Genomic DNA, 24,464 nt, shown 5'->3' with positions numbered 1-24,464 from the left:
GCACCGAAAGCGGTCTGCACGCCCAGCGGGAACACCAGTGTGGCGGCCAATGCCACCACCAGCGCTCGCGTGAACTTGTTCATGGACCATTCCTTCCGAGAAATTGAAACGTTTCACCTCCAGGAATATTAGCGTCGAATAAATCGAATGCGGCGCGCGCAATCCTTCGACCTGTGTTCGACGTGGACGACCGGGACTGTCAGACCCCGGCGCTAAGGTTGCGGGCACAACGACACGTGCCCCGGGAGGCCGCTTGATCACCATCAAGGACGTCGCCAAGCACGCCGGCGTCTCCGTCAGCACGGTGTCCTACGTGCTCAGCGGCAAGAGGCCGATCTCGACGGCGACCTCGCAGCGCGTGCGCCACAGCATCCACGAGCTGGGCTTCCACCCCAACGCCGGGGCGAGAGCCCTGGCGAGCAGCCGCACGAACGTCCTCGCGCTCGTCGTTCCACTCAGGACCGATCTCAACCTGCCGGTGATCATGGAGTTCGTGGCGTCGATCGTCACGGCCGCACGTGCGCACGACTACCACGTCCTCTTGCTCACCAAGGAGTCCGAGGCCGACGAGGTGCACCGGGTGACCGCGTCCGCGCGCGCCGACGCGGTGATCGTGATGGACGTGGAGGCCCGCGACCCGCGCCTGCCCGCTCTGCGCGAGCTGGACGTGCCGGTGGTGCTGATCGGGGTGCCCGCCGACCCCACCGGGCTCAGCTGCGTCGACCTCGACTTCACCGCCAGCGGCGCGCGGACCGTGGAGCACCTGGCCGGCCTCGGGCACCGCTCGGTCGGGCTCATCGGTTCCCCGCCGCCCGTCTACGAGCGCAGGACCGGCTACGCGACGCGGTTCCGGTCCGGTGTCACCAAGAGCGCCCGCAAGCGCGGCGTCACCGTCCACATCAGCCCGTGTGCGCCCACCTACGCGGCGCTCAGCGAGAACCTGGACAGCTTGCTGCGGCCCGAGCTCGGCATCACCGGGCTGGTCGTGCACAACGAGGCGGTGCTCGCGGACGTGGTGCTGGAGCTGCGGCGGCGGAACAAGCGGGTGCCGGAGGACATCTCCGTCATCGCGCTGTGCCCGGACCCCGTCGCCGCCACCCAGCCGGTGCCGCTCACGTCGATCGCGATCCCGGCGGACGAGGTCGGCGCGATCGCGGTGGAGATGCTGATGCGCGGGCTGGCGGGCGAGCAGCCGGCCGAGGTCAGGCTGCTCGCCCCTGCGCTCACCGATCGGGGCAGCACGGTCACGGCACCGAGCACGGCCGATCGTTGAGCGTGAACGAGACGGGTTTCGCGTTCGTGCCCGTCCAGCTCGCGGTGAACCCGAAGCCGGCTGTGGCGTTCGGCTTGATCTCCTTGTTGTAGCCCTGGTCGGTGACGGTCACCGCGCCGCCGGTCTGGGTGAGCGTGCCGTTCCACAGCTGGTTGATCACCTGGCCGTTGGCGAACGACCACTTGACCGTCCAGCCGTTGACGGCCGTCGAACCGGTGTTGGTGACGTCGACGGCTGCCTGGAACCCGCCCTGCCACTGGTTCTGCACGGTGTACTTCACCGAGCACCCGGTTCCCGGCGGGTTCGTCGTGGTCGTGGTGGTGGTGGTGGTGGTCGTCGTGGTGGTTGTGGTCGTTGTGGTGGGCGGGGTTCCGGTCATCTCGCCGAGCACGATGCCGCGTCCGTTGGTGCCGAGGTAGACGCGGCCGTACACGCGCGGATCGCCCGTGATGGCGTCGCCGATGTTGCCGTACTGGTGGCGGTCGTCGTTGATCCGCACCCAGTTCGCACCCGTGTCGTCGGACCTGAAGACGCCTTTGACACCACCGGTTTCGCCGATCAGGTACAGCGCCGGGTAGGTCCGTCCCGCGGCCGCCTTGCCGAATCCGATGTTGAGCGAGCTCGCCACACCGGTGACCTTCGCGAAGCTCGTGCCGGAGTCCGTGGAGTGCCACAGTCCGCCGGTGCCCGCGAGCCAGACGTCGCCTTCCTTACCTGCCACGGCTTTGAAGCGCGCCTCGCTGGGCAGACCGGTCGCGGCCGTCGCGGTGAAGCTCGCACCGCCGTTGGCGCTCACGTAGAACTTCCCGGCGGAGAACCCGTAGAACTTCATCGGGTTGACCCGGTCCGACTCGACGACCGCGCCCGCCGGGATGCCGGTCGACGCCGTCCACGAGTTGCCGAAGCCGGTCGCCTGGTGGACACCGGTTCCCGCCGGGCTCCAGACGAACCTGCTGCCGTCGGCCGCCGCGGCCACCGTGCCGCCGCCGGTGACACCACCCGGTTCCTGGCCCTGGAACCAGTTCGCGCCGCCATCGGTCGAGAACGCCACGCGGTTGTCGTTGGGCCTGCTGGTCTTGTCGAAGTCACCGACGCGCACGATCGTCGCTGGGCTGAGCTCGGCGTAGTCCAGGCTGCGCGTCGACGTGAAGTACGGCTGGTTGAACGTCCTGGCCGGTACCGCGTCCAGCCGGTCGTGCCGGAACCCGCCGATGTCACCGAGCGCGCTGATCAGCGGTGGCCCGGCCGGCGGGCTGATCAGGTCCGTCACCGCGGTTTCCTCGAGCCCGGCGGCCATCGGCCTGATGGTGAACTGGGTGCCGCGATCCCACGCGGTGAGGTCGGTGGTGCCGTAGAGCGTGGCGCCCGTGCCGTACATCATCCGGTCGGAGTTGAACGGGTCGATCTCGAGCGACTCGGTCATCCAGCCGAGCTTCGGGGAGACCTCCGGCGGTGCGGGGTTCGCGCCGAGGTCGAGCCACGGCGACGCGCTGATGTCCATCTTGTAGCGGAAGCTGCGGTTCGGGTAGCTCGTCCAGTCCCAGACACGCGTCCAGGTGGCGCCGTAGTCCGTGCTGCGGAAGAACACCACGTCCGGCCACCATGCGATCTGCGTGGCGACCATAAGCGTGCCGGGCTTCTTGCGGTCGACGGTCAGGCCGCTGTAGCCGAACGTGTTGTCGGTGCTGGTCGACGGCACCGGGCTGATCCGCGTCCACGCGCCGGTCGCGGTGTTCAGCTTCCAGACGTCACCTTTGGCGCCGTCGTACGGACCGCCGGTGTCGCTCGTGGCGAGGTAGAGCGTGTCGCCTTGGAGGACTCCCTTGTGCGGCAGGAAACCCGTCGGTTGCCCGGCCACCCGTTCCCACGTCGTACCGCCGTTGGTGCTGCGGTAGACGTTGTTCTCCTTGTCCGCGACGCCCACGTAGATCGTCTGGGTGGCCGTCGAAGCGTTTCCGGTGCGCGGGTCGAACGTCACCCACAGCACGCCCTGGTTGTCGTTGAGATAGCCGTTGGGATCGCTCGGGTCCTGGACGTAGTTGCCGGGGTTCGGGAACGCCGTGACCTTGCTCCAGGTGGCACCGAAGTCCGTGCTGCGCCACAGGCCGTTGCCGCTCGGGGCGCCGAAGTACAGGACGCTGTTGCGGTTGGGGTCGATCGCGAGCCGCTCCCCCATGCCGCGGCCGGGCATGTTGCCGCCGATCTTGAACGGCAGCGGCGTGGTCTGCCACGTGCTGCCGCGGTCGGTGGAACGCAGGATCGCGCCGTTGTTGGGATCCCAGCCGTTCGTGTACATGCCCGCCGCCACGTACACGCGGTTCGGGTCGACGGCGTCGGTGGCGAGGCTCGCCACGCCGTTGAGCCCCCAGTTGTCGAGGCCGACGTGATCGAGCAGTGGGATCCATCTGTTCGTCTGCGGGTTCAGCCGGTACGCGCCGCCGATGTCCGTGCGCGCGTAGACCAGGTTCGGCTCGCTCTGGTTGAACACGATGCCGGGCACGAACCCGCCACCGGCGATGTCGACGTTGCCCCACGAGTAGGACGCGGCCGCCGCGGGACTCGCGCTCGTCGTGTGTGCCACCACGACGAGCGCGGCCGTCGTCACCGCCGCCAATGCGCCTGCGAGGACTCTCCGCATTGAGAATTCCCTTCTCGCCGATTTCAGCGATGGTCGCTCTCATGCGCGCAGAAACTCAAACAGGACTTACGTTTCGACTCGATTCGACTTCGCGAACACCTCTATTTCGCCGAGAGTGAGATATCCGGAGGGCTTGGCGGTCAGGACGACGCGGACAGCGGTCGCCGGAGGAGACGGGTTCAGCGCGACTTCCGTCCTCGGCGCGGTCACCGCGACCTCACCGCTCGCGTCGACCCACGTGCCGTCGGCTTTGAGCACCTGCACCTTGACGCTCTGGGCGACACCGCCGTCACCGTCGCGGTAGGAGTGCACGGCGATCTTCGTGAGGTCACGTGCTTTCGGAAAGGTGAACGTGATCGTGTCGGACGTGTTCTTGGTGCCGGACTTCCAGTTCGACCACGCCTTCTCGTCGGTGACGCCGTTGCGCAGGCGGTCCGCGGAGTAGCCCGGCTCGGTGTAGGTCGCGGTGACCGCTGACTCCGGCGCCACGTTGACCTCGACGGGTTCGGTGACCTCCACGACCGCCGTGGCCGCGACCGTGCTGCCGTCGACGACCTGGGCGCGCCCGGTCACCGTCACCGTGCCGATCTTGTCGAACACCGCGGCGTCCCACGTGACCGGTAGTTGAGCCGTGCCACCGCGCTTGCCGACTCCCGTCACCGTGGCGGGCAGATCCGGCCGCCCGCCGACGTAGGTGCCGGCACGAGCGGGAATCGTCGAGGCGATCGTGTCGACGGTGACGACGGCCAGCGCGTCCAGCTTGTGCCCCAGCGGATCCGTCGCCGTGCCGCGGACCCGGACGGTGCCGGGCTGGTTCCACCGCGAGTCGGACGGCAGGTCCCACACCACGGGCAGCGCGCCTCGCGCACCGTCGCGGTAGACCGGCGTCACCGTGTTCGGCAGCACGGGACGCAGCTTCGGAACCGTGAACACAGCGGCGTCCTGAGCCCGCAGCACGGTCTGGTCCGTCACGGTCCACCGCTGGCTCGCACCCGACGTCGGTGTCTTCGCCTGGACCACCTCGCCGGCCGCGTCGATCAACGCCCCCGTGGCCGCGTTGACGAACGTCCAGCTGCCGTCACCCGTCGTGGACATGATCCACTCCGCGGCGGTGTCCTTGGCGGACTGCAACACCACCGCGTCACCACTGGCGGCGAGCCGGGTGCCGGACACCGCGTTGACGATCTCGTAGTGCTCGCGGTTCCCGTTGCCGTGACCGAGCTTGCGCACCGACCACAGCTGCCGTCCGCTGGTGACGTCGGTCGTGCGTGCCACCGCACCCGACCAGTCGTCGGACGGTTGCAGCGACTTCTCGCCCATGGCCAGCCGGTACACGTGGCCGGACTGGACCAGGGCGGCGTCCTTGGACACCCCGGACACGCCGTCGACCTCGAACGTGGTGACCGACTTCGCCGGCACCGCGAGCGTTGCCGACCCGCCGGAGACCTTCACCGGCTTGCCACGCACCAGAGCGCCGTCCGCGCTGGTCACCACCGGCGTGACCCGCGCGTTCGTCGAAACGTTTCGGAACCGGGTGAGGTCAATGGTGACCGCGCGGGCCGTCGAGCCGTTGTTGACGTGCACGACGCTGACACCCTGGTCGAAGCGTTTCACCGCGGCGACGGTCGACGGGTCGTCGGTCTTGACGAACCTGTCTCCTGGCCGGACGAAGTGGGTGAAGTTGCGGATGGTGTCGAACTTGGAGTTGGTCTTGATCGGGCAGGTCTCGAGCGTGTCGGTGGACTTGCAGTTGAACGGGATGTGGATGCTGCCCCAGTTCTTGCCCGCGGCCTGCTGCGGGATCGCGTCCTCGATCGGCTGCCAGAACACCCATGCCGACGGTTCGAGTTCACGGATGTCCTCGAGCATCCGGGTCGCCATGCCCAGACCGGGTTCCATGCCGGTGTAGTCCGTGGTGCCGTTGCCCCAGGTGCCCTCGACCTCGCTCATCCAGAGCTTCTCGCCGGCTCCCTTGGCGATGTCACGGACGCTGGTGCGCTGGCCGGTGCCGTAGGTGTGCACGTTGAGCTGGTCGATCACGTCACGCGCCGGGCCGTAGCCGTTCCAGTTGCGCACGAACGTGCCCGGGTTGGTTTCGTCCATTGCGGACACTTTGGTCCTCGACTTGAGCTCGTCGAGCGCTTTACGTGCCGCGAGCAGAACCTCCTGCTGCAGTTCGGGTCCGGCGTGGGCGCCCTCCTGCCGTCCACCGGTCGGCTGGCCGTCGGTGCCGAGCTGCGTGCCCCAGTAGTTCGTGTTGGGTTCGTTCAGCGGCGCGAGGGTGTCGAACTTGATGCCGTGCGCGCGTTCCAGCTGCTGCGCCACGCGTGCCAGGTACGTGGCGAAGTCGTCGACGCGATCACGGCGGATCTGGTCGGTGTTCGCGTCGAACCCGCCCGAGACGTACCCGCTGACGGTCTGGAACCACGGCGGCGAGTTGCTGAACGCCTCCCACTTGGTGACCTTGCGCTTGATCTGGTCGACCCACCAGCGCTGGTTGGCGTCCGCGGCGAAGTTCCAGTGGTCGGGGTTGTCCGCGCGCCACCAGTCCACGTCGGTGCGCGTCGTGCCGGGCGGGGCCTTCCAGAAACCCTCCATGGTCGCGCCGACCTTCATGTAGTCCTTGCGGACGTCCGGCGCGTTGCCGCCGCCGATGTTGTAGCGCGCGATGTTGAGCCGCAGCCCGTCCTGGCCGAACAGCATGTCGGCGAGCTTGCGGCGGATCGGGTCCGGGTAGCCGCCGGTGACGTTGGCCATCCACACCAGGCTCGTACCCCAGCCCTCGAACTCGGGTTGCTGGTACGACGGGTCGACCCGGACCGTGATCCCGTTCTGCGGCACCGGATCCGCACTTGCCGTGGCGACCGTGCCCAGGCCCGTCAAGCAGCAGAGGGCGAGCGCTGACAAACGACGTCTGATGCTCACAGTCCGTCACGCACCATTGCCTCGACGATCTTGACGTGCCGGTCGGCGCTGGTCTGCGAGAACTCGCTGTCGAAGTTCAGCCCGTACGGCCAGAAGTGCTGGCTGTCGCACTTGATCGACGCGCCTTGACCGTCGTACTGCTTGACGAGCGCCGTGGTCCTCGCACCCTTGAAGGTGCCGCCGCAGCCGAGCGATCCCCACTTACCGCTGGTGCCGACACCGATCGTGTGCCCGATCTCGTGCAGCGCCGTGCGTTCGTTCATGGAGGCGAAGGCGCCGAAGCGAATCGTGCCGTTGATGCTGCCGTCCGCGGTCGGCACTCCCGGCTCGTAGTGGGCGGTGATGCTCTTGCTGAGGCCGCTGAGGTTGTTGTACCTGGCCACGGCCGCGTTCATCGCGCGCGTGATCAGGTCGTACGCCCGCTGCTGGTCGGCCGTGGGGTTGGACACCCGCGCCAGCCGCCAGGAGAGGGTGCCCTGCACCTGCACCTCGGCAGGCGCGGCCTGGGCAGGGACGGTCAGCGCGAAGGTGGCCGCGAAGGCCACCACCAGACCGCCGAGTCGGGACAAGCGCATGTCAGTCCTCCTTTAACCGAGCCGGAAGTCGGCGACGCGGATGGGCGAAGGCGTGCTGCCGGCGGAGGCCTGCTGGTACTGGACCGACAGAATTCCTTGCGACGCGACGCGGGAGGTGTCGACGTTGACCTCGCCGAACGCCTGCAACGACGGCCGGTCGAAGACGGTGGTCCAGTCGGTCCACCCGCTGGCCCTGCTCGCCGCCACGATCCTGCCGCGCGGCATCACCAGGTACGCGTTGTCGTTGCGGTCGAGCACGATCTTGGTGCGCTGCGTGTGGTTCGGTGCGATCGGGACCTCCATCTTGGTCCACTTCCCGTCCGCGCCGCGGAAGACGTGGAACGTGCGGCCGTACTGCGCGCGCTGCTGGGCGTAGTTCGAGACGCACTGGGTGAAGCGGCCGGGCACGTAGCTGATCACCACGTGCGGCCGGCCGCTCGTGTCCACCGCCTGGCTCTCCTGGTTCATCAGGCCGTGGTTCGGGTCGAGCGGGTCCGCCACCAGTCCCGGCGACGTGACGCTGACGGGCGTGCCCCCGGTCGTGCCGACAACGGTTCCCGCGCCGTTGCGCCACGTCCGGCCGCGGTCGTCGCTGTATACGTAGCCGGTGTCGTGGTTGGTGAGCCCGCCCGAGTTGCAGAGCACACCGGAGTTGCCCTCACGCCAGGTGAAAGCGGCGTGCAACCGTCCACTTCGGTCGTACGTGAGGCCGTGCAGGTACATGTTCCGCGTGGTCGACACGACCCCGTTCGGCCCTGTGTACGACCCGGTCGCGGACGACCAGCCGCCGAGCTTGCGCCACGTGCCGCCGGTGTACTCCGCCAGTTCGTTGACGCCGTTGCCGGAACCGCCGGTGCGGTAGCTGAACTGCAGCCTGCCCTCGGGCGTCACCAGGAACTGCGGGTAGGTCATCGACCCGAGCTCGGCGCTCCCGAGTGTCCGCTGCACCTCGCCGAACGACTCCGCGTTCCACCGTTGCGCGCCGATCGCGAGGCCGGGCTTGGAGCGGAAGTAGAACAAGCGCGTGTTGTGCGTGTCCATCGCGACGTGAATCGTGTTGTCCTGCGGGGAAATCCCGAGCGAGATCACGTTGTGCGAGTCGTCGACGCTGAGCTGGTGCGGCAGCACCACGGTCTCCCACTTGGTGCTGCCGAGGCTCCTGCGCGCGATCACGGCGTTGCGGCTCGCGGTGTACCAGGTGGCGTACTGACGCCCCTGGTAGGTCACGATCGCGTCCTGCTGGAACGAGTTGTTGTTCACCACCCCGTCGTAGGAGACGAAGTACAGCGCCGAGGAATCCAGCAACGTGTCGCTCACGAGGCTCGCCGTCGGTGCCGCCTGGGGTGCCGCGGTCGCGGGTGCGGCCAGCGACGCCAGCAGCACTCCTGTCGCCAGCACGACCGGCGCCGTCTTGCGTTTCATCTGCACTTCCTCTTCGTCGAGGGATCAGCGAACTTCCAGGCGGCCGTTGAACGCGACACCCGAGCCGGGCACGGCCCCGTTGCAGGGCACGGACGAGGTCGTGGTGGTGTCGCCACCGGCCCACTTCCACGGCCCGTAGCCGACGCCGATGAAGCGCAACCCCGACGGGTACGCGTCGTAGCAGTCCACGGCGACCCGGAACCAGAAGTCGCCCGCGTGCGCCGGGCACGTCGCGGTGCCGGCATTGGAAGCCGAACCGGATCCCGGCGTCGCCGTGCAGCTGCCGGGGTCCGCCTGCGCGACGACGGGCGAGGCGAGCAGGAAAGCGCTTACCAAGGTCAGGACTGTCCTCTTCACGGATCCCCCAGTGGTCGTGGTTCGGGTGCTGACCGGCAGCGTGATGTCGAACAAAATCGAACGCAAGGGACACCTCGTTCGATAACAGCGGCCGCAGTGTGAACGGCTCGGACCTCGTGGCCCCTTGTCGCCTCTCAGCACCAACTGTTCACTTGTGTGCACTTCTGTCTGAACATGGAGGTTCAGCGTGCGGCGCGCGATCGTTCTTGCGACAGTCATGTTGGTTGCGGCTGGTTCGATGACACCAGTGGCCGCCGCCGTCGATCCCCCTCCCGACGTGCACACCTATCTCGAAGATCCACGCCGAGTCGAAGAGGGGCAGGAGCCGCACCACGCGTTGCTCGACCAGCAGCCGGGCTTCACGAAGACGCTCGACGGCAAGTGGCGCATCGCCATGGCGGACAAGCCTTCCGAAGTGCCCGCGCGGTTCTACGCCGAGGACTACGACACGTCCGGCTGGCGCACGGTGAACGTCCCGCACACGTGGCAGACAGACGGCCTGGACCACCCGATCTTCCGCAACATCGCGACCGAGATCCAGCCGGACGACCCGCCCCGCGTGCCCCGCGACATCAACCCGACCGGTGCGTACGTCCGCGACTTCGACGTGCCCGCCGACTGGACGAAGCGCGAGACGTTCCTGCGCTTCGAGGGCGTGACGTCCGCCTACTTCGTGTGGGTCAACGGGAAGTACGTCGGCTACGACCAGGGCGGCTACACGCCCGCCGAGTTCGACATCTCCCCCGCGCTCCGGCCAGGCCGCAACAAGATCGCCGTGCAGGTGCACCGCTGGAGCGCCGGCGCCTACCTGGAGGACTACGACCAGTGGCGGTACTCGGGCATCTTCCGCTCGGTCTCGCTGTACTCGACGCCGGCCACGTTCGTCCAGGACGTCACGCTCAAGACCGATCTCGACGCCACCTACACCGACGCGACGCTCACCGCGGACGTCGAACTCGGCCACAAACCGCGAGGCACCACCGGCACGCACCGGATCACCGCCAGCCTGCGTGACGCCAAGGGCGAGGAAGTCGGTTCGACGAGCACGGAAACCGAGGGCAGCACGGCACGTCTGACGTTGCCGGTGCGCAACCCCGCCAAGTGGACCGACGAGACGCCGAACCTCTACACCGTGGTCGTGACACTCACCGCGCCCGACGGCACCAAGCACGTCGTCAGCGACACCACCGGTTTCCGGAAGATCGAGATCAAGGACAGGACCTTGCTCGTCAACGGGAAGCGCGTGCTGTTCAAGGGCGTCAACCGCGCGGAGACCGATCCCGAGCACGGCCGGCACGTGCCCCGCAAGGCGCAGGAACGCGACGTCGCGCTGATGGAGCAGCTCAACGTCAACGCCGTCCGCACCTCGCACTACCCGAGCGACCCGTACTTCTACGACCTCGCCGACCAGCACGGCATCTGGATCGACGACGAGGTCGACATCGAGACCCACAACCACGAGAACTGCGCCCGGTGGTGCGAGGCGAACCAGCCGGAGTGGCGCGACGCGTTCATGGACCGCATGATCGCCATGGTCGAGCGCGACAAGAACCACCCGAGCGTGTTCATGTGGGACACCGGCAACGAGGCCGGGCTCGGCGCGCACCACTACGAGATGGCGAAGTGGGTCAAGGCCTACGACCCGTCCCGCCCGGTCTACCACCAGTCGAACAACCCCGACGGCGACGCGCCGTTCGCCGACGTGTGGGGACCGCGCTACCCGTCGCCGGAGAGGTTCGCGGAGCAGGCGAAGAGCACGACCAAGCCGTTGATCTTTGGTGAGTACGCGCACGCGATGGGCAACAGCCTCGGCAACTTCCGCGAGTTCTGGGACATCATCCGCGCCAACCCGCAGACCCAGGGCGGGTTCATCTGGGACTGGGCCGAGCAGAACATCAAGGAGAAGACGCGCCTCACCCCGGACTCCTCTGGCAACAACATCGCCGCGCTGCTCTCCGGTGCGCCGAAGCTCGTCGACGGGCACCGCGGCAAGGCGTTGTCGTTGTCGGGGCTGGACGACTTCGTGGAGGTCTACCGCGACCGCAAGCTCGACATCACCGGCACGGCGCTGACGCTCGACGCGTGGGTGAAGCCCGGCAAGTGGACCGGGCAGTTCCCGATCATCGCGAAGGGCGACCACCAGTGGACGCTCAAGATGAAGAACGAGACCACGCTCGAGTTCTTCATCTACAGCGGCACGTGGCGCGCGGTGCAGGCGAAGGTGCCCGCCGACTTCTACGGCAAGTGGCACCGGGTCAGCGGTACGTACGACGGCACCGCGGTGAAGCTGTACATCGACGGCGCCGAGGTCGCCGGCCTGCCGTTCACCGGCGCGATCGACTACTCGGCAGCGGACGTGAACATCGGCCGTGACTTCGAGATGTCGTGGAACGACCCGTCGACCGTCGGGCGGCTCGCCAGCGGGGATGTCGACGACGTGCGGATCTACGACCGCGCGCTGTCGGCCGCCGAGTTGAACGCTTCGACGCCGGCCGGTGGAGCCGTACTGGCGCTGGACTTCGACCGCGTGCAGGAGAAGGGCACGCACTTCGCGTACGGATCCACCTTGTCCGGTGTGGACGGTCTGATCAACACCGACCGGACGCTCCAGCCCGAGACCACGCAGCTGGCGTGGGTGCACCAGCCGATCCGGTACGCCTACTCCGGTGGCGTGCTGTCGGTGACCAACGAGCGGCAGTTCACCGGCACCGACGACCTCACGCTGCGGTGGAAGGTCACCGAGGGCTCGCGGACGGTGAAGAGCGGCGAGCAGCCGTTGCGGGTCGCAAGCGCTTCGACCGCGCAGATCACGCTGCCCGTGCCGGTCAACGCCGCCGACCGTGAACGGTTCCTGACCGTCGAAGCGGTTACGTCCGACCACGTGCTTGCCCATGACCAGTTCTCGCTAGGCGGCAGCCGGGTGCCGGGTCTGGACAAGGCGCCTCTCGACTGGGGTCTGGTCTTCACCCAGGACGACGCCGCCAAGGTCACCGCGACCGCGGCCGGTGCCACCTACACGGTCGACAAGAAGTCCGGTGCGCTGACGTCGATCAAGTCGTGGGGCCGGGAGCTGCTCGCCAGCGGGCCGAAGCTGGACGCGTGGCGCGCGCCGATCAGCAACGAGACCTACACGTGGGGCCGCGCAGAGGGCGAGGACTGGCGCAGGGCGGGCCTCGACCGGCTGGAGACGACCGTGACCGGCGTGCGCGTCGAGAAGGACGGTCTGAAGGCCACCCGGATCGTCGTGGACAGCAAGGTCGCCGCTCCCGGTGTCAGCGGGGCGTGGTTCGACCAGACGATGGTCTACGCGGTCGACTCGTCCGGTGTGCTGCGGCTCGGACATCGCGTGACGCCGCAGGGCTCGATGCGGACGCTGCCGTACCTGCCGCGCATCGGCGTCCAGCTGTCCGTGCCCGACCGGTACTCCGAGTTCTCCTGGTACGGCAGGAAGGCGGAGAGCTACGTCGACCGCAAGGACGGCACGCCGATCGGGGTGCACTCCAGCTCGGTGGCCGACCAGTACGTCGAGTACCACCGTCCGCAGGACCACGGCAACCACACCGACACCCGGTGGGCGCTGCTCACCGACGGCCGCACGTCCGGTCTGCTGGTGTCGGGCGTCCCCGAGGTCAGCGTCACGCAGTACGACGACCTCGAGCGGGCCGCGTACCCGTTCATGCTGCAGCGCAACAAGGGTTACTTCACGCTGCACGCGGACCACGCGGTGACCGGTGTCGGTGACACGCCGAACCCGGTGCGGCCGCGCAGCCAGGTACGTCCTGACAGCACCTACGAGTACACCCTCACGCTGCGGCCGCTGACGTCGCAGGAGGCCTGGTCGGGCAAACCGGCGGGAGCCTGACCGGAGGAGGTGGCCCCGGCGTCGTCCGGGGCCCCCTCTTTTTCACGCGCGCGTCCGTCCGATGTAGACGTTGCGAGCCCGGTAGACGGTGTCCGCGGTCGGCCCCGGGCTGCCGGACGAACCCTCCATCCGCAGGTTGGTGATCACCCACAGCGGTCTTCCGACGAAGTTCCTCGCGCTGTGCTTGGCGATCCACTTGCCGTCGAGGTAGTAGTGGATGTCGACGTCGGTGTTGTTCACCTTGGTCATCCAGGCCCGGTAGGTGTGCCACGAGCCGGGCGAGGACACCGCGACCGTGCTGGTCGAGACGTCACTGGACGTCCGGAAGGTGTTGAACCAGTTCCGGTTGTCCCCCTTGAACTCCAGGATGTCGCTTTCCGGCGGCCAGCTGTTCACGCCGGTCAGCCAGAACGCGGGCCAGGTGCCGCGGGTAGAAGGGGCTTGGAAGTCGCCCTTCACCTCCCAGTTGGGGAACTGGTCGGTGACCACGACGTGTTCCTTGGCGTGGATCGCGCCGGAGTGGTAGCGGATCGGCAGGTGCGGGCTGGCGCCGCTGTTGCCCTCGTCCCACGAGATGCGGGTCGCCTTCACCGTCAGCACGCCGCCCGACAGCGAGACGTGGTTGTGGTCGCTGGAGCTCGCGTACACGCGGGCCGAGCCCTTGTGGTCCGAACCCCACGGGTAGCGGTAGTTCCACTCCGACTCCAGGGCTCCGTAACTGCCGAAGGAGCCGGTACCGACAACGTCCTCCCAAGTCGCCGCATACGCGGTGTTCGCGAAGGCCGTCAAGAGGGCGAGTACAGTCACTGCGATTCTCATTTTTCACACTGTGAAGCACAAAGTTGCTGTGGTGCAACGGCTTCGTCGATTCGACAGCGAGTTCGATTCGACGTGAACGATGTGAGGGTCCGTCTCGTTAGGAACGGGTGACCGCGCAACGCTGCCGAAAGGGCGCCCTGCAGTGAAAGCCGTGTTCCACGATTCCGCCCTGCGCGACCTGCCACCGCTGGACCGCGCGTTGTTCCAGTCGTTCGGCGCCGGGCCGACCAGGGTCCCGCCGTTCCACCACATCCACCACGCGGTCGAGAAACAGGCCGCGCGCCATCCGGACCTCGTCGCGCTGGAGCATCTCGGCGAGTCGATGACCTACGCCGAGCTGAACCGCAGGGCGGAACTGCTGGCCGAGTTCCTGACCCGCGCGGGAGTACGTCCCGGCGAACGCGTCGGGCTGTTCCTGACCCGGTCGCTCTCGATGGTCGTCGGCATTCTCGGCGTCCTCAAAGCAGGCGCGGCTTATGTGCCGCAGGACGTGCGCATCGCACCCGAAGTCCACTTGCGACACATCGTCCGCACCGCTCGCATCAACTTCGTGCTCACCACGAGCGAACACCGGTTGCCCGGCCACCTCGGCACGGTCATCGCGATCGACGAGGTGCCGGACGCCACGTCGTTCTGCCGCACCCCGGCCGCGGACTCCGACATCGCGGCCGTCATCTTCACCTCCGGCACCACCGGGCGTCCCAACGGAGTGCAGGTCTCGCACGCCAACCTGTGCAACGTCCTGCTGACCGCCCCCGGATGTCTCGGCGTGACACCGGGAACCAGGGTGTCGCAGCTGCTCAACATCGCCTTCGACATGGCGATGTGGGAGATCCTCGGCACGCTGGCGCACGGCGGCACGCTCGTGATCCGCGGCAGCGACATCGAGCAGACCGCGAGCACGGTGGACGTCGTCATCGCCACGCCGAGTGTGCTGGCAGGACTGGATCCCGAGGTGTGCCACGGGGTTCGCACGGTCGCGGTCGCCGGTGAACGCTGCCCGCAGCCGCTGGCCGACGCCTGGGCCCGCCAGGCCGTCTTCCACAACTCGTGCGGGCCCACCGAGGTCACCATCGTCAACACCGTGCAGCGCTACGAACGCGGTGGTCCGCTGACCATCGGCAGGCCCGTGCCCAACACGACCGTGTACGTGCTCGACGCGGACCTGCGGCCGTGCCGGATCGGTGAGGTCGGCGAGATGTGGGCGGGCGGCGAGTGCGTGACGGCGGGCTATCTGGGTGATCCGGAGCTGACGGCCGAGCGCTACCGCCCCGACCCGTTCCTGGGCGGCGATCACCTGATGTTCCGCACCCGCGACCTCGGGCGGTGGACGCGCGACGGCCAGCTGGAACACCACGGCCGCACCGACGACCAGGTCAAGGTGCGCGGGTTCCGGGTGGAGCTGGACGCCGTAACATCGGCGCTGGAACGCGCGATGGACTGCGAACGGGCCACCACGTTGCTGCACAACGGCAAGCTCGTCGGGTTCATCAGCCCGGCGTGCGCCGCACCGGAGCAGGCACGCCGGGCCGTGGCGGAGCGGCTGCCCTACTACTGCGTGCCCACGTTGATCGTGCCGGTCGACACGCTGCCGACCACAGATCGCGGCAAGGTCGACCGCCGGGCGCTGCTGTCGCGTTTGGACGGACAGAAGGAAACCGTGGCATGACCTCAGTTCACGCCGTCCAGCTGCCGCCCGCCGACCGCTCCTGGCGCACGGTCCTGCGGCGCAGGCCGTTCCACCACCACAACCGGCTGGTCGCCGCCGTCGTGCTGGCGAACCTCTGCTTCGTGGGCTCGTTCGACGCCGACAGGCTGACCGCCCTGGTCGTCGCCAACCTCACGCTGGCCGCCCTCATCCGCCAGCAGCTCGTGATCAACCTGCTCTTCCGGCTCGCCACCAGCGTCCCGACTCACTGGCCGCTGAAAGTCCGCTGGACGCTGGGCAAGGTCTACCACTTCGGCGGACTGCACGTCGGTGCCGCGATCTGCGCCACCGCGTGGTTCCTCGTGCTCGCCACCACGACCACCGGACCTCCGCTCGTCCTGGCGCTGACCTGGACGATCATGGCTCTGCTCGGTGCCCTCATCGTGCTCGCGCTCCCCCGTCTGCGCGCCAAGCACCACGACCTGTTCGAGCGCACGCACCGGTTCGGCGGGTGGTCCGTGCTCGTGCTCTTCGGCGTGCTCTCCGCCGTCCAGAACCCCGTCTTCCTCTGGCCCCTCGCCCTCGTGGTGGCCAGCGTGGCGTTGCCGTGGCTGAGGCTGCGGCGGGTTCCGGTGCACATCGTCAGCCCGTCACCGCACGTCGCGCTCGTGTCGTTCGACCACGGCGTCACGCCGTTCGCGGGCTCGTCGACGACGGTGAGCCGCAACCCGTTGCTGGAGTGGCATTCCTTCGCCAACGTCCCGGCGCCGGGCCGCAGCGGCTTCCGGCTCACGATCTCCCGCGCGGGTGACTGGACCGCGAAGTTCATCGCGGACCAGCCGAGTCACGTGTGGGTCAAGGGCATCCCGACCGCCGGCGTCGGCAACATCGACAAGCTGTTCACCAGGGTGGTGTGGGTCGCGACCGGCAGCGGCATCGGCCCGTGCCTGCCCCACCTGCTGGCCGGGGACACGCCCTCGGTGCTGGTGTGGTCGACCCGCAACCCGCGTCGCACCTATGGGGACGCGCTGGTCGACGAGATCCTCGGCGTGCAGCCCGACGCCGTCGTCTGGGACACCGAGAGCCGGGGCAAACCGGATCTGGTCGCGCTCGCGTACGACGCGTGGAAGCGCTTCGACGCGGAGGCGGTCATCTGCATCTCGAACAAGCCCACCACCTGGCAGGTGGTCGAGGAGATGGAATCCCGGGGTATTCCGGCCTACGGCGCGATCTGGGACTCGTGAGGAGACCACGATGGACTATCAGACACTCGTACTCGACGAGCACGACGGCGTCCTCACGGTGACAGTGCACCGGCCGCCCGCACGAAATGCGTTGTCCCAGCAGACACTCATCGAACTGCGCCACCTCCTCACCCATGTCACGGGACCGCGCGCCATCCTCCTCACGGGTTCGGAGGGTCCCGCGTTCATCGCCGGGGCGGACATCCGCGAGATGGCGGCGATGTCTCCGGACGAGGGTGAGAGGTTCGGGGCGCTGGGCCAGGAGGTGACCAGGCTGCTCGAACAGCTGCCCGTGCCCGTCATCGCCTGCGTCGACGGCTACGCGCTCGGCGGCGGCTGCGAGATGGCCATGGCGTGCGACTTCATCTACGCCACCCGCAAGGCCGTGTTCGGCCAGCCCGAGGTGTTGCTGGGTCTCATCCCGGGCTTCGGCGGGTGCGTCCGGTTGTTCCGCCGGGTCGGCGTGGCCAAGGCACGCGAGCTGATCTACTCCGGCCGCCGCGTGGACGCCGTCGAGGCGCATCGACTCGGGCTCGTGAACGAGGTGTTCGACAGCCGCGAGGAGATGTTCGCCGCCGCCCGGCTCGTGCTCGCCGACATCGCCGCCAACTCCCCCACCGCGGTCACGATCTGCAAGTCCGTGATCAACACCGTCGACGGCCTTGGTGTCGAAGACGGCCTGCGAGTGGAACTCGAAGCGTTTCGCCAGGCGTTCACGACCGCCGACATGCGCGAGGGCACAGCGGCGTTCCTGGCCAAGCGGACGCCCGATTTCCGGACCTAGGGGTGCACCATCAACGCCGACCACAGCACCCTGCTCCGCGCCCTGCACGACGGCCACGCCGAGGCGCTCTGGCGCTATGCCCTGCGCCTCACCGGCGACAAGGAGCTGGCCCAGGACGTCGTCCAGGAGGCGTTGCTGCGGGCCTGGCGCCATCCGGACATCCTCGAACAGGGCATCACGGCCTCGAAGGCGTGGCTCTACGCGGTGGCCCGCAACTTCGCCATCGACGAGGCCCGCAGCGCCCGCGCCCGCTGGGAGATCGGGTCAGCCAGCCTGCCAGAACGCTCCCGGTGCGATCACACCGACAAGACGCTGGACACCTGGCTGATCGCCGACGCGTTGTCCCAGCTCAAACCCGAGCACAGAGTGGTGATCGTGCGCGCCTACTACCGCGGTGAGTCCATCCCGGAACTGGCCGAGGCGCTGGGCGTCCCGCCGGGAACGGTGAAGTCGCGCCTGCACTACGGCCTGCGCGCGCTGCGGCTGGCGCTGGAGGAGAACGGGGTGACCGGGCGGTGACATGCCCGTTCCGCGAGTGGGACGTGGCCTACGTGCTGGGGTCGCTGTCCCCCGGCGACCGTCAGGCCTACGAACGCCATCTGTCCGCATGCCCTCCGTGCGAACACGAGGTGGGCCGGCTGGCGGGCACGGCGGGTCTCCTGTCCCGCGTGCCCGCCGAGTGGGCGGTGGAGTCGCTCGAACCCGGCGCCGCCCTGCCGGCCACGGTGCTGCCCCGCCTGGCGCGGGCGGCACGGCGCCGGCGCCTGCTCGTCATGGCGACGACGGTGCTCGTCGCCGCCCTGATCGGCGCCGTAGTTGCGTTCTGCCTCTGTCCTTAGTGCGGTGACTGCCCGTCGGCCGGGTCGTGCACGTCCAGCCGACCGCACATGCCGAACCGTTGCGGCCCCTCCGCACGCATCACGTGGATGTCCGCGTCGGCCAGGTGCCCGATGTCGCCACCCCGCAACAGGTCCAGGTGCTCGCCGGTGCGTTCGGCCGACGCCAGCGCACCGGAACGCCACCGCTTCTCCCAGTCGTCCAGCACGCCCTGCTTCAGGCGCACGGCGGACCGGTAGAAGCCGTCCAGCGCGTCCTCGCCCGCCTCGACGCGCTTCCGCAGCTCCAGAAACCCTTCGAGGGCGAGGTCACGACGCTGGCGGGCCGAGGACTCGTCGGAAGCCTGAGCGTGCGCGGCATAGGAGTCCGCGTCGGACAGAACGGCGGGCGGGAAGGTGAACACCGCGTCTCCCGCCTCGGGCAGGCCGCTGTTCTGCATCACGACGAGGATCCGCAGGTCGCCGTCGTTGACCAGGCGGTGGATCGTGCCGGGCGTGAACCACGCGACGGTGCCCTCGCGCAACGGTGTCGAGGCGAACCCGCGGCGGGTCAGGGTCTGCACGCTGCCCTGCCCGCCGATCACGTAGTAGCACTCCGCGCAGGTGAGGTGGACGTGCGGCGAGCCTCCGCACACTCCGTCCACGGTAGGCCAGTCGTACACACGCAGGCCGGAGATGCCCACGCCGCCGGGAAACGGCGTCACCACGGGTGAGCCTCCACATAGGACTCCAGCTGGTCCCGGTCCCACGCGCCGTCAGCGACGACGAGCCGGTAGCGCAGGCTCAGCGACTCGCCCGGCGCCACTTCGACCGTGTCGTGGAAGGCGAACGACGGGTTCACCGCCGCGAACGGGGTGCTGCGCACGAACCAGTGCGTGCCCTTGTTGTCCGGATGATCGACGAACAGCAGCGTCGACGACCTGTCCACCTCGTCGTGCTGGCCGACGAACGCGAGCCACCGCGCGGCCTTGCCCATCATCTCCTGGCCCGATCCGCCGTCGGCCGCGATGACCGTGCCCTCGGTGAACGAACGCGGGCCACGCCAGAAGAACCCCGTGTAGCCCGCGAGCTCACGGCCGTTCGTCGTCGGGCTGCCGAAGATCAGCGGCTCCGAGCGCAGGTTCGTCAGCGTCGTGGCGAACTCCAGCGTCCACGCGCCGGACTCGACGTCGCGCACGGTGAGCTCGCGCATCTCGTGCACCCAGTGCTGCCCGGCCTCGGTGAACCACGACAGCAGCTCACCGACGCGCACCTCACCGTCGGACTCGTTGACGGCGAAGTCCTCGTGCCGCATGGTGCCGACGTTCGGCAGCACCACGTACCCCTGGTCGCGCACGTACGTGACGCCGCCCCAGAAGTTCTCGCCGGACACGTCGGTCGCGGTCATCTGCACGCCCTTGTGCCACCGGTGGTCGTGCGGCCGGAACGCCGTCACCACGTCACCGGCCAGCGTCCGCACGGGATGCAGGTACGGCTTCGGGCCCTCGAACGCGGGTGTCGCCGGCTGGTGCACGTAGGTGAAGAGCTCGACGTCGCCCACCGACACGACGAGCGCCTCGTCGTCCTGCCGCGTGATCACCGGGCGTTCGCCCATGGGGCACCGATTCCTTCCATCGTCGCGTAGAACGGGCTGTCCGGGCCGATCTGGCCGGCCTTCACCACGGTGCCGGTGAACGCCGAGGCGTACAGCGCGGCGATGAACTCCATGGTGTTGCGGGTGTCCGCCAGCGTCACCGGTGGCATCTCGCCGGAATCGAGGGCGTCGAGGAACGCCGTCAGCTGGCACCCGTGACCGCTCACCACCGCCGACTGCTCCTCCCGCCACAGCGCCGCCACCTCGTCGTGGCCCGGTGCAGGCGTCACGGTCCAATGCGCGTCGGTGTAGCCGTAGAGGTGCTCGACCTCCACCGTGGCACGCTCGAAGTCGAACCGCAGCTCCGAAGTTTCGCGCGGCGACAGCACCGAGTTGATCACCGAGGCCACCGTGCCGTCCGCGAACGTCACCAGCGCCATCGACACGTCCTCGGTCGCGACGTCCCGCGCCTGCCGGGCCGCCACCGCCCGGACCTCCTGCCAGGGCCCCAGCACCGACAGCAGCAGGTCGAACTGGTGGATCCCGTGGCCCATCGTCGGGCCACCGCCCTCGCTGTCCCAGGAACCCCGCCACGGCACGTCGAAGTAGGCGTCACCCCGGTACCAGAGCGTGTCGCACTTCGCCACGAAAGACCTGCCCAGCACGCCCTCGGAGACCATGCGCCGCAACCGGATCGCCGCCGGGCCGAAGCGGTGCTGGAACACTGTGGCCACCCGCCCGGCCGACCCGCGTTCCGCCGCGATCAACGTGTCGACCTCGCTCAACGACAACGCGGGCGGCTTCTCCACGAGCACGTTCACATCCGCGGCGAGGCACTCGAGCGCCAACGGCACGTGCGCCCGCGGCGGAGTGCAGATGTGCACGACGTCCAGGTCTTCGGTGTCGAGCAACGCCGCCAGCCTGGAGTGCACGCGCGGCACACCCCACTCCGCGGCGAACTCCCGGGCACGTTGCTCGTCGACGTCCACGACGGCGACCAGTTCGATCCGGTCTCCCGCGGCTCGCAACGCCTCGGCGTGGGCAGAGGCGATCGCGCCGGTGCCGACAATGGCCGCGCGCCTCACTTCGCCGCGTCCACTTCGGCCTGTACTTCCTTGATGTACGAGGCGGCGGCCTGCTCGGGCGTGGCCCGTCCGAACAGGACGTCCTCGGTGTGCCGCTTGAGGATCGCGTCGATCGTGCTGGCACCGTTCGGCGTGATCCGGGGCGGGTCGCCGACCGGCACGGTGTCGAGATACTCCTTGGCTGCCTTGTCGGTCTCCTTGAGCTGCCCGGAGATCGCCGCGCGGATCTTCTGGTTCGCGGGCACACCGCGTTCGGTCAGCAGGATCTTCGCGGCTTCCTCGTCGTTGGCGAGGAAGTTCACGAACGCCGCCGCCTCCGCGGGGTGCTTCGACCGGGCCGACACGGACCAGAACATCGACGGCTTGTAGTACGCGCCGGGCTTGCCCTGCGACTCACCGGGCAGGCGCAACAGCTTCAACTTCGCACCGCTCGCGGCGGTCAGCGCGGTCAGCTGGGTGTTCCACCAGAAGCCGAACACCGCGGTGTTGGTCGCGGTCGCCGACTGGTTCAGCCCCGCGGAAGCCTTCTCCACGGTCACCGACGGCGGCGCCGCGATCCCGGTCTTCGCGAGGTCGGAGATGTACTGCCAGTACTGCGTCGCGATCTCGGGCGGCAGCACGACCTTGCCGGCCGCGTCGAACAGCGCCTTGCCCTGCTGCCGCGCCCGGATGCTCAGCCCCGCGGTGTCGTTGATGCCCGGCGACTGCACGCCGAACACCTGACCGCCGCCCGCCTTCGACACCTGCTCGCCGATCGCCTTCAGGTCGTCCCACGACCACTTCGTGTCGTCGGGCAGCGGGATGTTGTACTTCGCCAGCAGATCCGTGTTGACCATGATCGAGTACATGCCGAGACCGACCGGGAGCCCGTACTGCTTGCCGTCGACCGCACCGGTCGCGAGCGCCTTCTGGTCGAAGTCGGCCGTGTCCAGGTGTTTCTTGGCCTCGTTCAGGTCCAGCAACGCGCCGCGTTCGGCGTAAGAAGCGATGTACAGCTCGTCCATCTGCATGATGTCCGGCGCGTCGTTCGCCGCCATGGTCGTGGCGAGGCTGTCCCAGTAGCCGTTCCACTCCTTGAACTCACCTTTGACGGTGATGTTCGGGTGCTTCTTCTGGAACATCTCGATGACCTGCTGGGTCCGCTTGTGCCGGTCGTCCGCGCCCCACCAGGTGAACCGCAGCGTCACCGGTTCCGCGGTGAGATCACCACCCGCGTCCGAACCGGAACCGCAGGCGGCGAGCAGGGACGCGGTGAGCGACACCAGAACCGTTAACGCGGTGCGGCGGCGAACAGGCATGTCCGTTCCTTTCGGCTACTTGCCACCGGTCGTGGCGATCCCCTTGACGAGGTACCGCTGGCCGATGAGGAAGGCGAGGAAGATCGGGATGATCGACACGACGCTCATCGCGAACTGGGAACCCCAGGACGTGGCGACCGTCGAGTCGACGAACGAGCGCAGCGCGACGGGCACCGTGTACATGTCCGGGTCCGTCAAATAGATCAGCTGGGTGAAGAAGTCGTTCCACGTCCAGATGAACGTGAAGATCGTGGTGGTCGCGAGCGCGGGTTTCATCAGCGGCAGGATGATCTGCGCGAAGATCCGCGGGTGGCCGCAGCCGTCGATGCGCGCCGCCTCGTCGAGCTCGCGGGGCAGCCCGCGGATGAACTGCACCATCAGGAACACGAAGAACGCGTCCGTGGCGAGGATCTTCGGCACGATCAGCGGCAGGAACGTGTTCACCCAGCCGATCTGGGAGAACAGCACGTACTGCGGCACGATGATCACGTGCACCGGCAGCATGATCGTGCCGAGCATGATGCCGAACCACCACCGCTTGCCGCTGAAGTGCAGGCGGGCGAACGCGTAGGCCGCCATCGAGCACGACACCAGGTTGCCGACGATGCAGCCCAGCACCAGGATCGCGGAGTTGAGCAGGTAGGTGCCGAACGACGGGCTGAGCGCGTACCAGCCCTCGGTGTAGTTCTCGGTCTTCAGGGTGTCGAGGATCAGGCCGGGGCTGCGGAAGATCTCGTCGCCGGGACGCAGCGAGCTCGCGATCATCCACAGCACCGGGTACAGCATCACGAACCCGATGAGGATCAGGCCGGCGTGTTTGGCCGGCACGACCAGGCGCCGCCGCAGAGAGATTCGGGCCGGTGGTGGCGTCACCGGCGGTGCGGGGCGCGGGGACGTCGTTGCTCGGTGCAGATCAGTCGTCATAGAACACCCAGTACTTCGCCGCCCAGAAGTTGATCGCGGTGAACGCCGCGATGATCAGCAGCAGGAACCACGCCAGCGCGGACGCGTAACCCATGTCGAACCGGCTGAATCCCTGCTGGTACAGGTAGAGCGTGTAGAACATGGTCGAGTCGGACGGACCGCCCGTGCCGCCGGAGACGACGAACGCCTGTGTGAACGACTGGAACGCGTGGATGATCTGCAGCACCAGGTTGAAGAACAGGATCGGCGACAGCAGCGGCAGGGTGATCCGCCAGAACTGCGACCACTTGCTCGCGCCGTCGATCGCCGCGGCCTCGTAGTAGACCGCCGGGATCTGCCGCAGCCCGGCCAGAAAGATGATCATCGGTGAGCCGAACGTCCACACGTTCAGCACGATGAGCGTCGACAGCGCGGTGTCCGGGTCGGAGATCCAGCCCCTGCCCTCGATGCCGAAGAAGCCCAGCACGCGGTTCAGCAACCCTTCGGCGCCGAAGACCTGGGTCCACAGCACCGCGATCGCCACGCTCGAGCCGAGCAGTGAGGGCAGGTAGAAGGCCGAGCGGTAGAACGCCAGGCCGCGCAGCCCGCGGTCGAGCAGCAGCGCCACCCCCAGCGCGCACGCCAGCTGCAGCGGCACCGACACGAGCACGTAGGTGAACGTGACGCCGAGCGCGTTGTGCAGCCGCTCGTCGCTGAAGATGCGGGCGAAGTTGTCGAACCCGATGAACTTCGGCGGCTGGATCAGGTTGTACTTCGTGAAGCCCAGCCCGAAGGACGCGAGCACCGGGCCGACCGTGATGAAGACCAGTCCGGCGAACCACGGCGCCAGGAACCAGAAGGCCGCCTTGTTGTCGCGCTTGCGCACCTGGGCACCGCCATGGCGCAGCTGACGCAGTTCGTCTAACGCGCTCATGAACCCCTGACCCCGTCGGCTGGAAAACGCTTTCCGGAGTCTGCATCGGCGGCTTCCCGAGCGTCAAGCAAGGGTGTCGAACGGCGTCGAACGCCGTTGTCGAACGGAGACCTCGCCGTTCGACAACAGTCCTCTGTGGACTGTTTGTCACGGCGTCTGCAAGTACCACCAACCCAAGATCATCCAGCACTTACCCACTACCAACTCGCCCGGCCCCACGCCGCGCGGCGGCGGTTCCGGGGCAGTTGGGTGTACTTAGCGGCGGTTTGATCAAGAGTTGGTGGTACT

19 protein-coding genes are annotated in these 24,464 nt (G+C 68.2%); 7 read left to right on the top strand and 12 right to left on the bottom strand.

Annotated elements, in window-relative coordinates; all coding sequences use genetic code 11:
* Positions 1-253: 253 nt before the first annotated feature.
* Positions 254-1,273 (top strand): LacI family DNA-binding transcriptional regulator, encoded by a 1,020-nt coding sequence (locus UK23_RS17320; protein ID WP_045312576.1) that lies wholly within the window; start codon positions 254-256, stop codon positions 1,271-1,273.
* Here the strand turns inward: UK23_RS17320 and UK23_RS17315 are convergent.
* From UK23_RS17315 to UK23_RS17295, 5 genes are all read right to left on the bottom strand, one after another.
* On the bottom strand, positions 1,245-3,911 hold the full coding sequence (locus UK23_RS17315; protein WP_045312575.1) for a cellulose binding domain-containing protein: 2,667 nt from the start codon (positions 3,909-3,911) through the stop codon (positions 1,245-1,247). The two genes, UK23_RS17320 and UK23_RS17315, sit on opposite strands and share 29 nt — an antisense overlap.
* Before the next feature lie 66 nt (positions 3,912-3,977).
* Positions 3,978-6,836 carry a glycoside hydrolase gene (locus tag UK23_RS17310; RefSeq protein WP_082114731.1) on the bottom strand — a complete coding sequence of 953 codons (2,859 nt, stop codon included), beginning with the start codon at positions 6,834-6,836 and terminating at the stop codon, positions 3,978-3,980.
* Positions 6,833-7,411: a hypothetical protein gene (locus UK23_RS17305; protein ID WP_045312574.1), complete on the bottom strand. Its 579-nt coding sequence runs from the start codon at positions 7,409-7,411 to the stop codon at positions 6,833-6,835. The genes UK23_RS17310 and UK23_RS17305 overlap by 4 nt, the downstream gene beginning before the upstream one ends.
* Positions 7,412-7,423: 12 nt before the next feature.
* A complete protein-coding gene (locus UK23_RS17300; RefSeq protein WP_045312573.1) occupies positions 7,424-8,833 on the bottom strand; it encodes a BNR repeat-containing protein in 1,410 nt (469 codons plus the stop codon).
* Between the two features lie 24 nt (positions 8,834-8,857).
* Entirely contained in the window at positions 8,858-9,190 is a 333-nt protein-coding gene (locus UK23_RS17295) for a hypothetical protein (RefSeq protein WP_156213175.1), read from the bottom strand.
* Positions 9,191-9,428: 238 nt separating this feature from the next.
* On the opposite strand from UK23_RS17295, the gene UK23_RS17290 reads away from it, so the two are divergent.
* Positions 9,429-13,052, top strand: coding sequence for a glycoside hydrolase family 2 TIM barrel-domain containing protein (locus tag UK23_RS17290; protein ID WP_231114536.1), 3,624 nt, complete (start codon positions 9,429-9,431; stop codon positions 13,050-13,052).
* A 42-nt stretch (positions 13,053-13,094) separates the two neighbouring features.
* Here UK23_RS17290 and UK23_RS17285 read toward each other — a convergent pair whose 3' ends face one another.
* Complete coding sequence (locus tag UK23_RS17285) at positions 13,095-13,871, bottom strand: family 16 glycosylhydrolase (protein WP_052684751.1); 777 nt, start codon at positions 13,869-13,871, stop codon at positions 13,095-13,097.
* Positions 13,872-14,022: 151 nt separating this feature from the next.
* Between UK23_RS17285 and UK23_RS17280 the strand changes: the two genes are divergently transcribed.
* The 5 genes from UK23_RS17280 to UK23_RS17260 are packed head-to-tail and all read left to right on the top strand — an operon-like array spanning position 14,023 to position 18,386.
* Positions 14,023-15,540 (top strand): amino acid adenylation domain-containing protein, encoded by a 1,518-nt coding sequence (locus UK23_RS17280; protein ID WP_231114535.1) that lies wholly within the window; start codon positions 14,023-14,025, stop codon positions 15,538-15,540.
* Positions 15,537-16,763: a membrane protein gene (locus UK23_RS17275; RefSeq protein WP_045312570.1), complete on the top strand. Its 1,227-nt coding sequence runs from the start codon at positions 15,537-15,539 to the stop codon at positions 16,761-16,763. Before UK23_RS17280 ends, UK23_RS17275 begins: the two co-directional genes overlap by 4 nt.
* Before the next feature lie 10 nt (positions 16,764-16,773).
* Positions 16,774-17,547, top strand: coding sequence for an enoyl-CoA hydratase/isomerase family protein (locus UK23_RS17270; RefSeq protein ID WP_045312569.1), 774 nt, complete (start codon positions 16,774-16,776; stop codon positions 17,545-17,547).
* A 9-nt stretch (positions 17,548-17,556) separates the two neighbouring features.
* Positions 17,557-18,066 (top strand): sigma-70 family RNA polymerase sigma factor, encoded by a 510-nt coding sequence (locus tag UK23_RS17265; RefSeq protein WP_045312568.1) that lies wholly within the window; start codon positions 17,557-17,559, stop codon positions 18,064-18,066.
* Positions 18,063-18,386 carry an anti-sigma factor family protein gene (locus UK23_RS17260; protein ID WP_052684750.1) on the top strand — a complete coding sequence of 108 codons (324 nt, stop codon included), beginning with the start codon at positions 18,063-18,065 and terminating at the stop codon, positions 18,384-18,386. Before UK23_RS17265 ends, UK23_RS17260 begins: the two co-directional genes overlap by 4 nt.
* On the opposite strand, the gene UK23_RS17255 is transcribed toward UK23_RS17260, so the two are convergent.
* From UK23_RS17255 to UK23_RS17230, 6 genes are read right to left on the bottom strand one after another with little or no spacing between them, the layout of a single operon-like run.
* Positions 18,383-19,090, bottom strand: a complete 708-nt coding sequence (locus tag UK23_RS17255) for a cupin domain-containing protein (RefSeq protein WP_231114534.1) — start codon at positions 19,088-19,090, stop codon at positions 18,383-18,385. The genes UK23_RS17260 and UK23_RS17255 overlap by 4 nt on opposite strands.
* The gene (locus UK23_RS17250; protein WP_052684749.1) at positions 19,084-19,977 is read right to left on the bottom strand and encodes a PmoA family protein; all 894 of its coding nucleotides are present in this window, start codon (positions 19,975-19,977) and stop codon (positions 19,084-19,086) included. The genes UK23_RS17255 and UK23_RS17250 overlap by 7 nt, the downstream gene beginning before the upstream one ends.
* The gene (locus UK23_RS17245) at positions 19,959-21,041 is read right to left on the bottom strand and encodes a Gfo/Idh/MocA family protein (RefSeq protein WP_045312567.1); all 1,083 of its coding nucleotides are present in this window, start codon (positions 21,039-21,041) and stop codon (positions 19,959-19,961) included. The genes UK23_RS17250 and UK23_RS17245 overlap by 19 nt, the downstream gene beginning before the upstream one ends.
* Positions 21,038-22,339: an ABC transporter substrate-binding protein gene (locus tag UK23_RS17240; protein ID WP_045312566.1), complete on the bottom strand. Its 1,302-nt coding sequence runs from the start codon at positions 22,337-22,339 to the stop codon at positions 21,038-21,040. The genes UK23_RS17245 and UK23_RS17240 overlap by 4 nt, the downstream gene beginning before the upstream one ends.
* 15 nt (positions 22,340-22,354) lie before the next feature.
* On the bottom strand, positions 22,355-23,263 hold the full coding sequence (locus UK23_RS17235; RefSeq protein WP_082114730.1) for a carbohydrate ABC transporter permease: 909 nt from the start codon (positions 23,261-23,263) through the stop codon (positions 22,355-22,357).
* A complete protein-coding gene (locus UK23_RS17230; protein WP_045312565.1) occupies positions 23,253-24,176 on the bottom strand; it encodes a carbohydrate ABC transporter permease in 924 nt (307 codons plus the stop codon). Before UK23_RS17230 ends, UK23_RS17235 begins: the two co-directional genes overlap by 11 nt.
* Positions 24,177-24,464: the final 288 nt, after the last annotated feature.

It is taken from the genome of Lentzea aerocolonigenes (assembly GCF_000955955.1).
GTDB classification, from domain to species: Bacteria; Actinomycetota; Actinomycetes; order Mycobacteriales; family Pseudonocardiaceae; genus Lentzea; species Lentzea aerocolonigenes_A.
The sequence above is the reverse complement of the archived record's forward strand: the minus strand, read 5'-3'. Positions and strand labels throughout refer to the sequence as shown.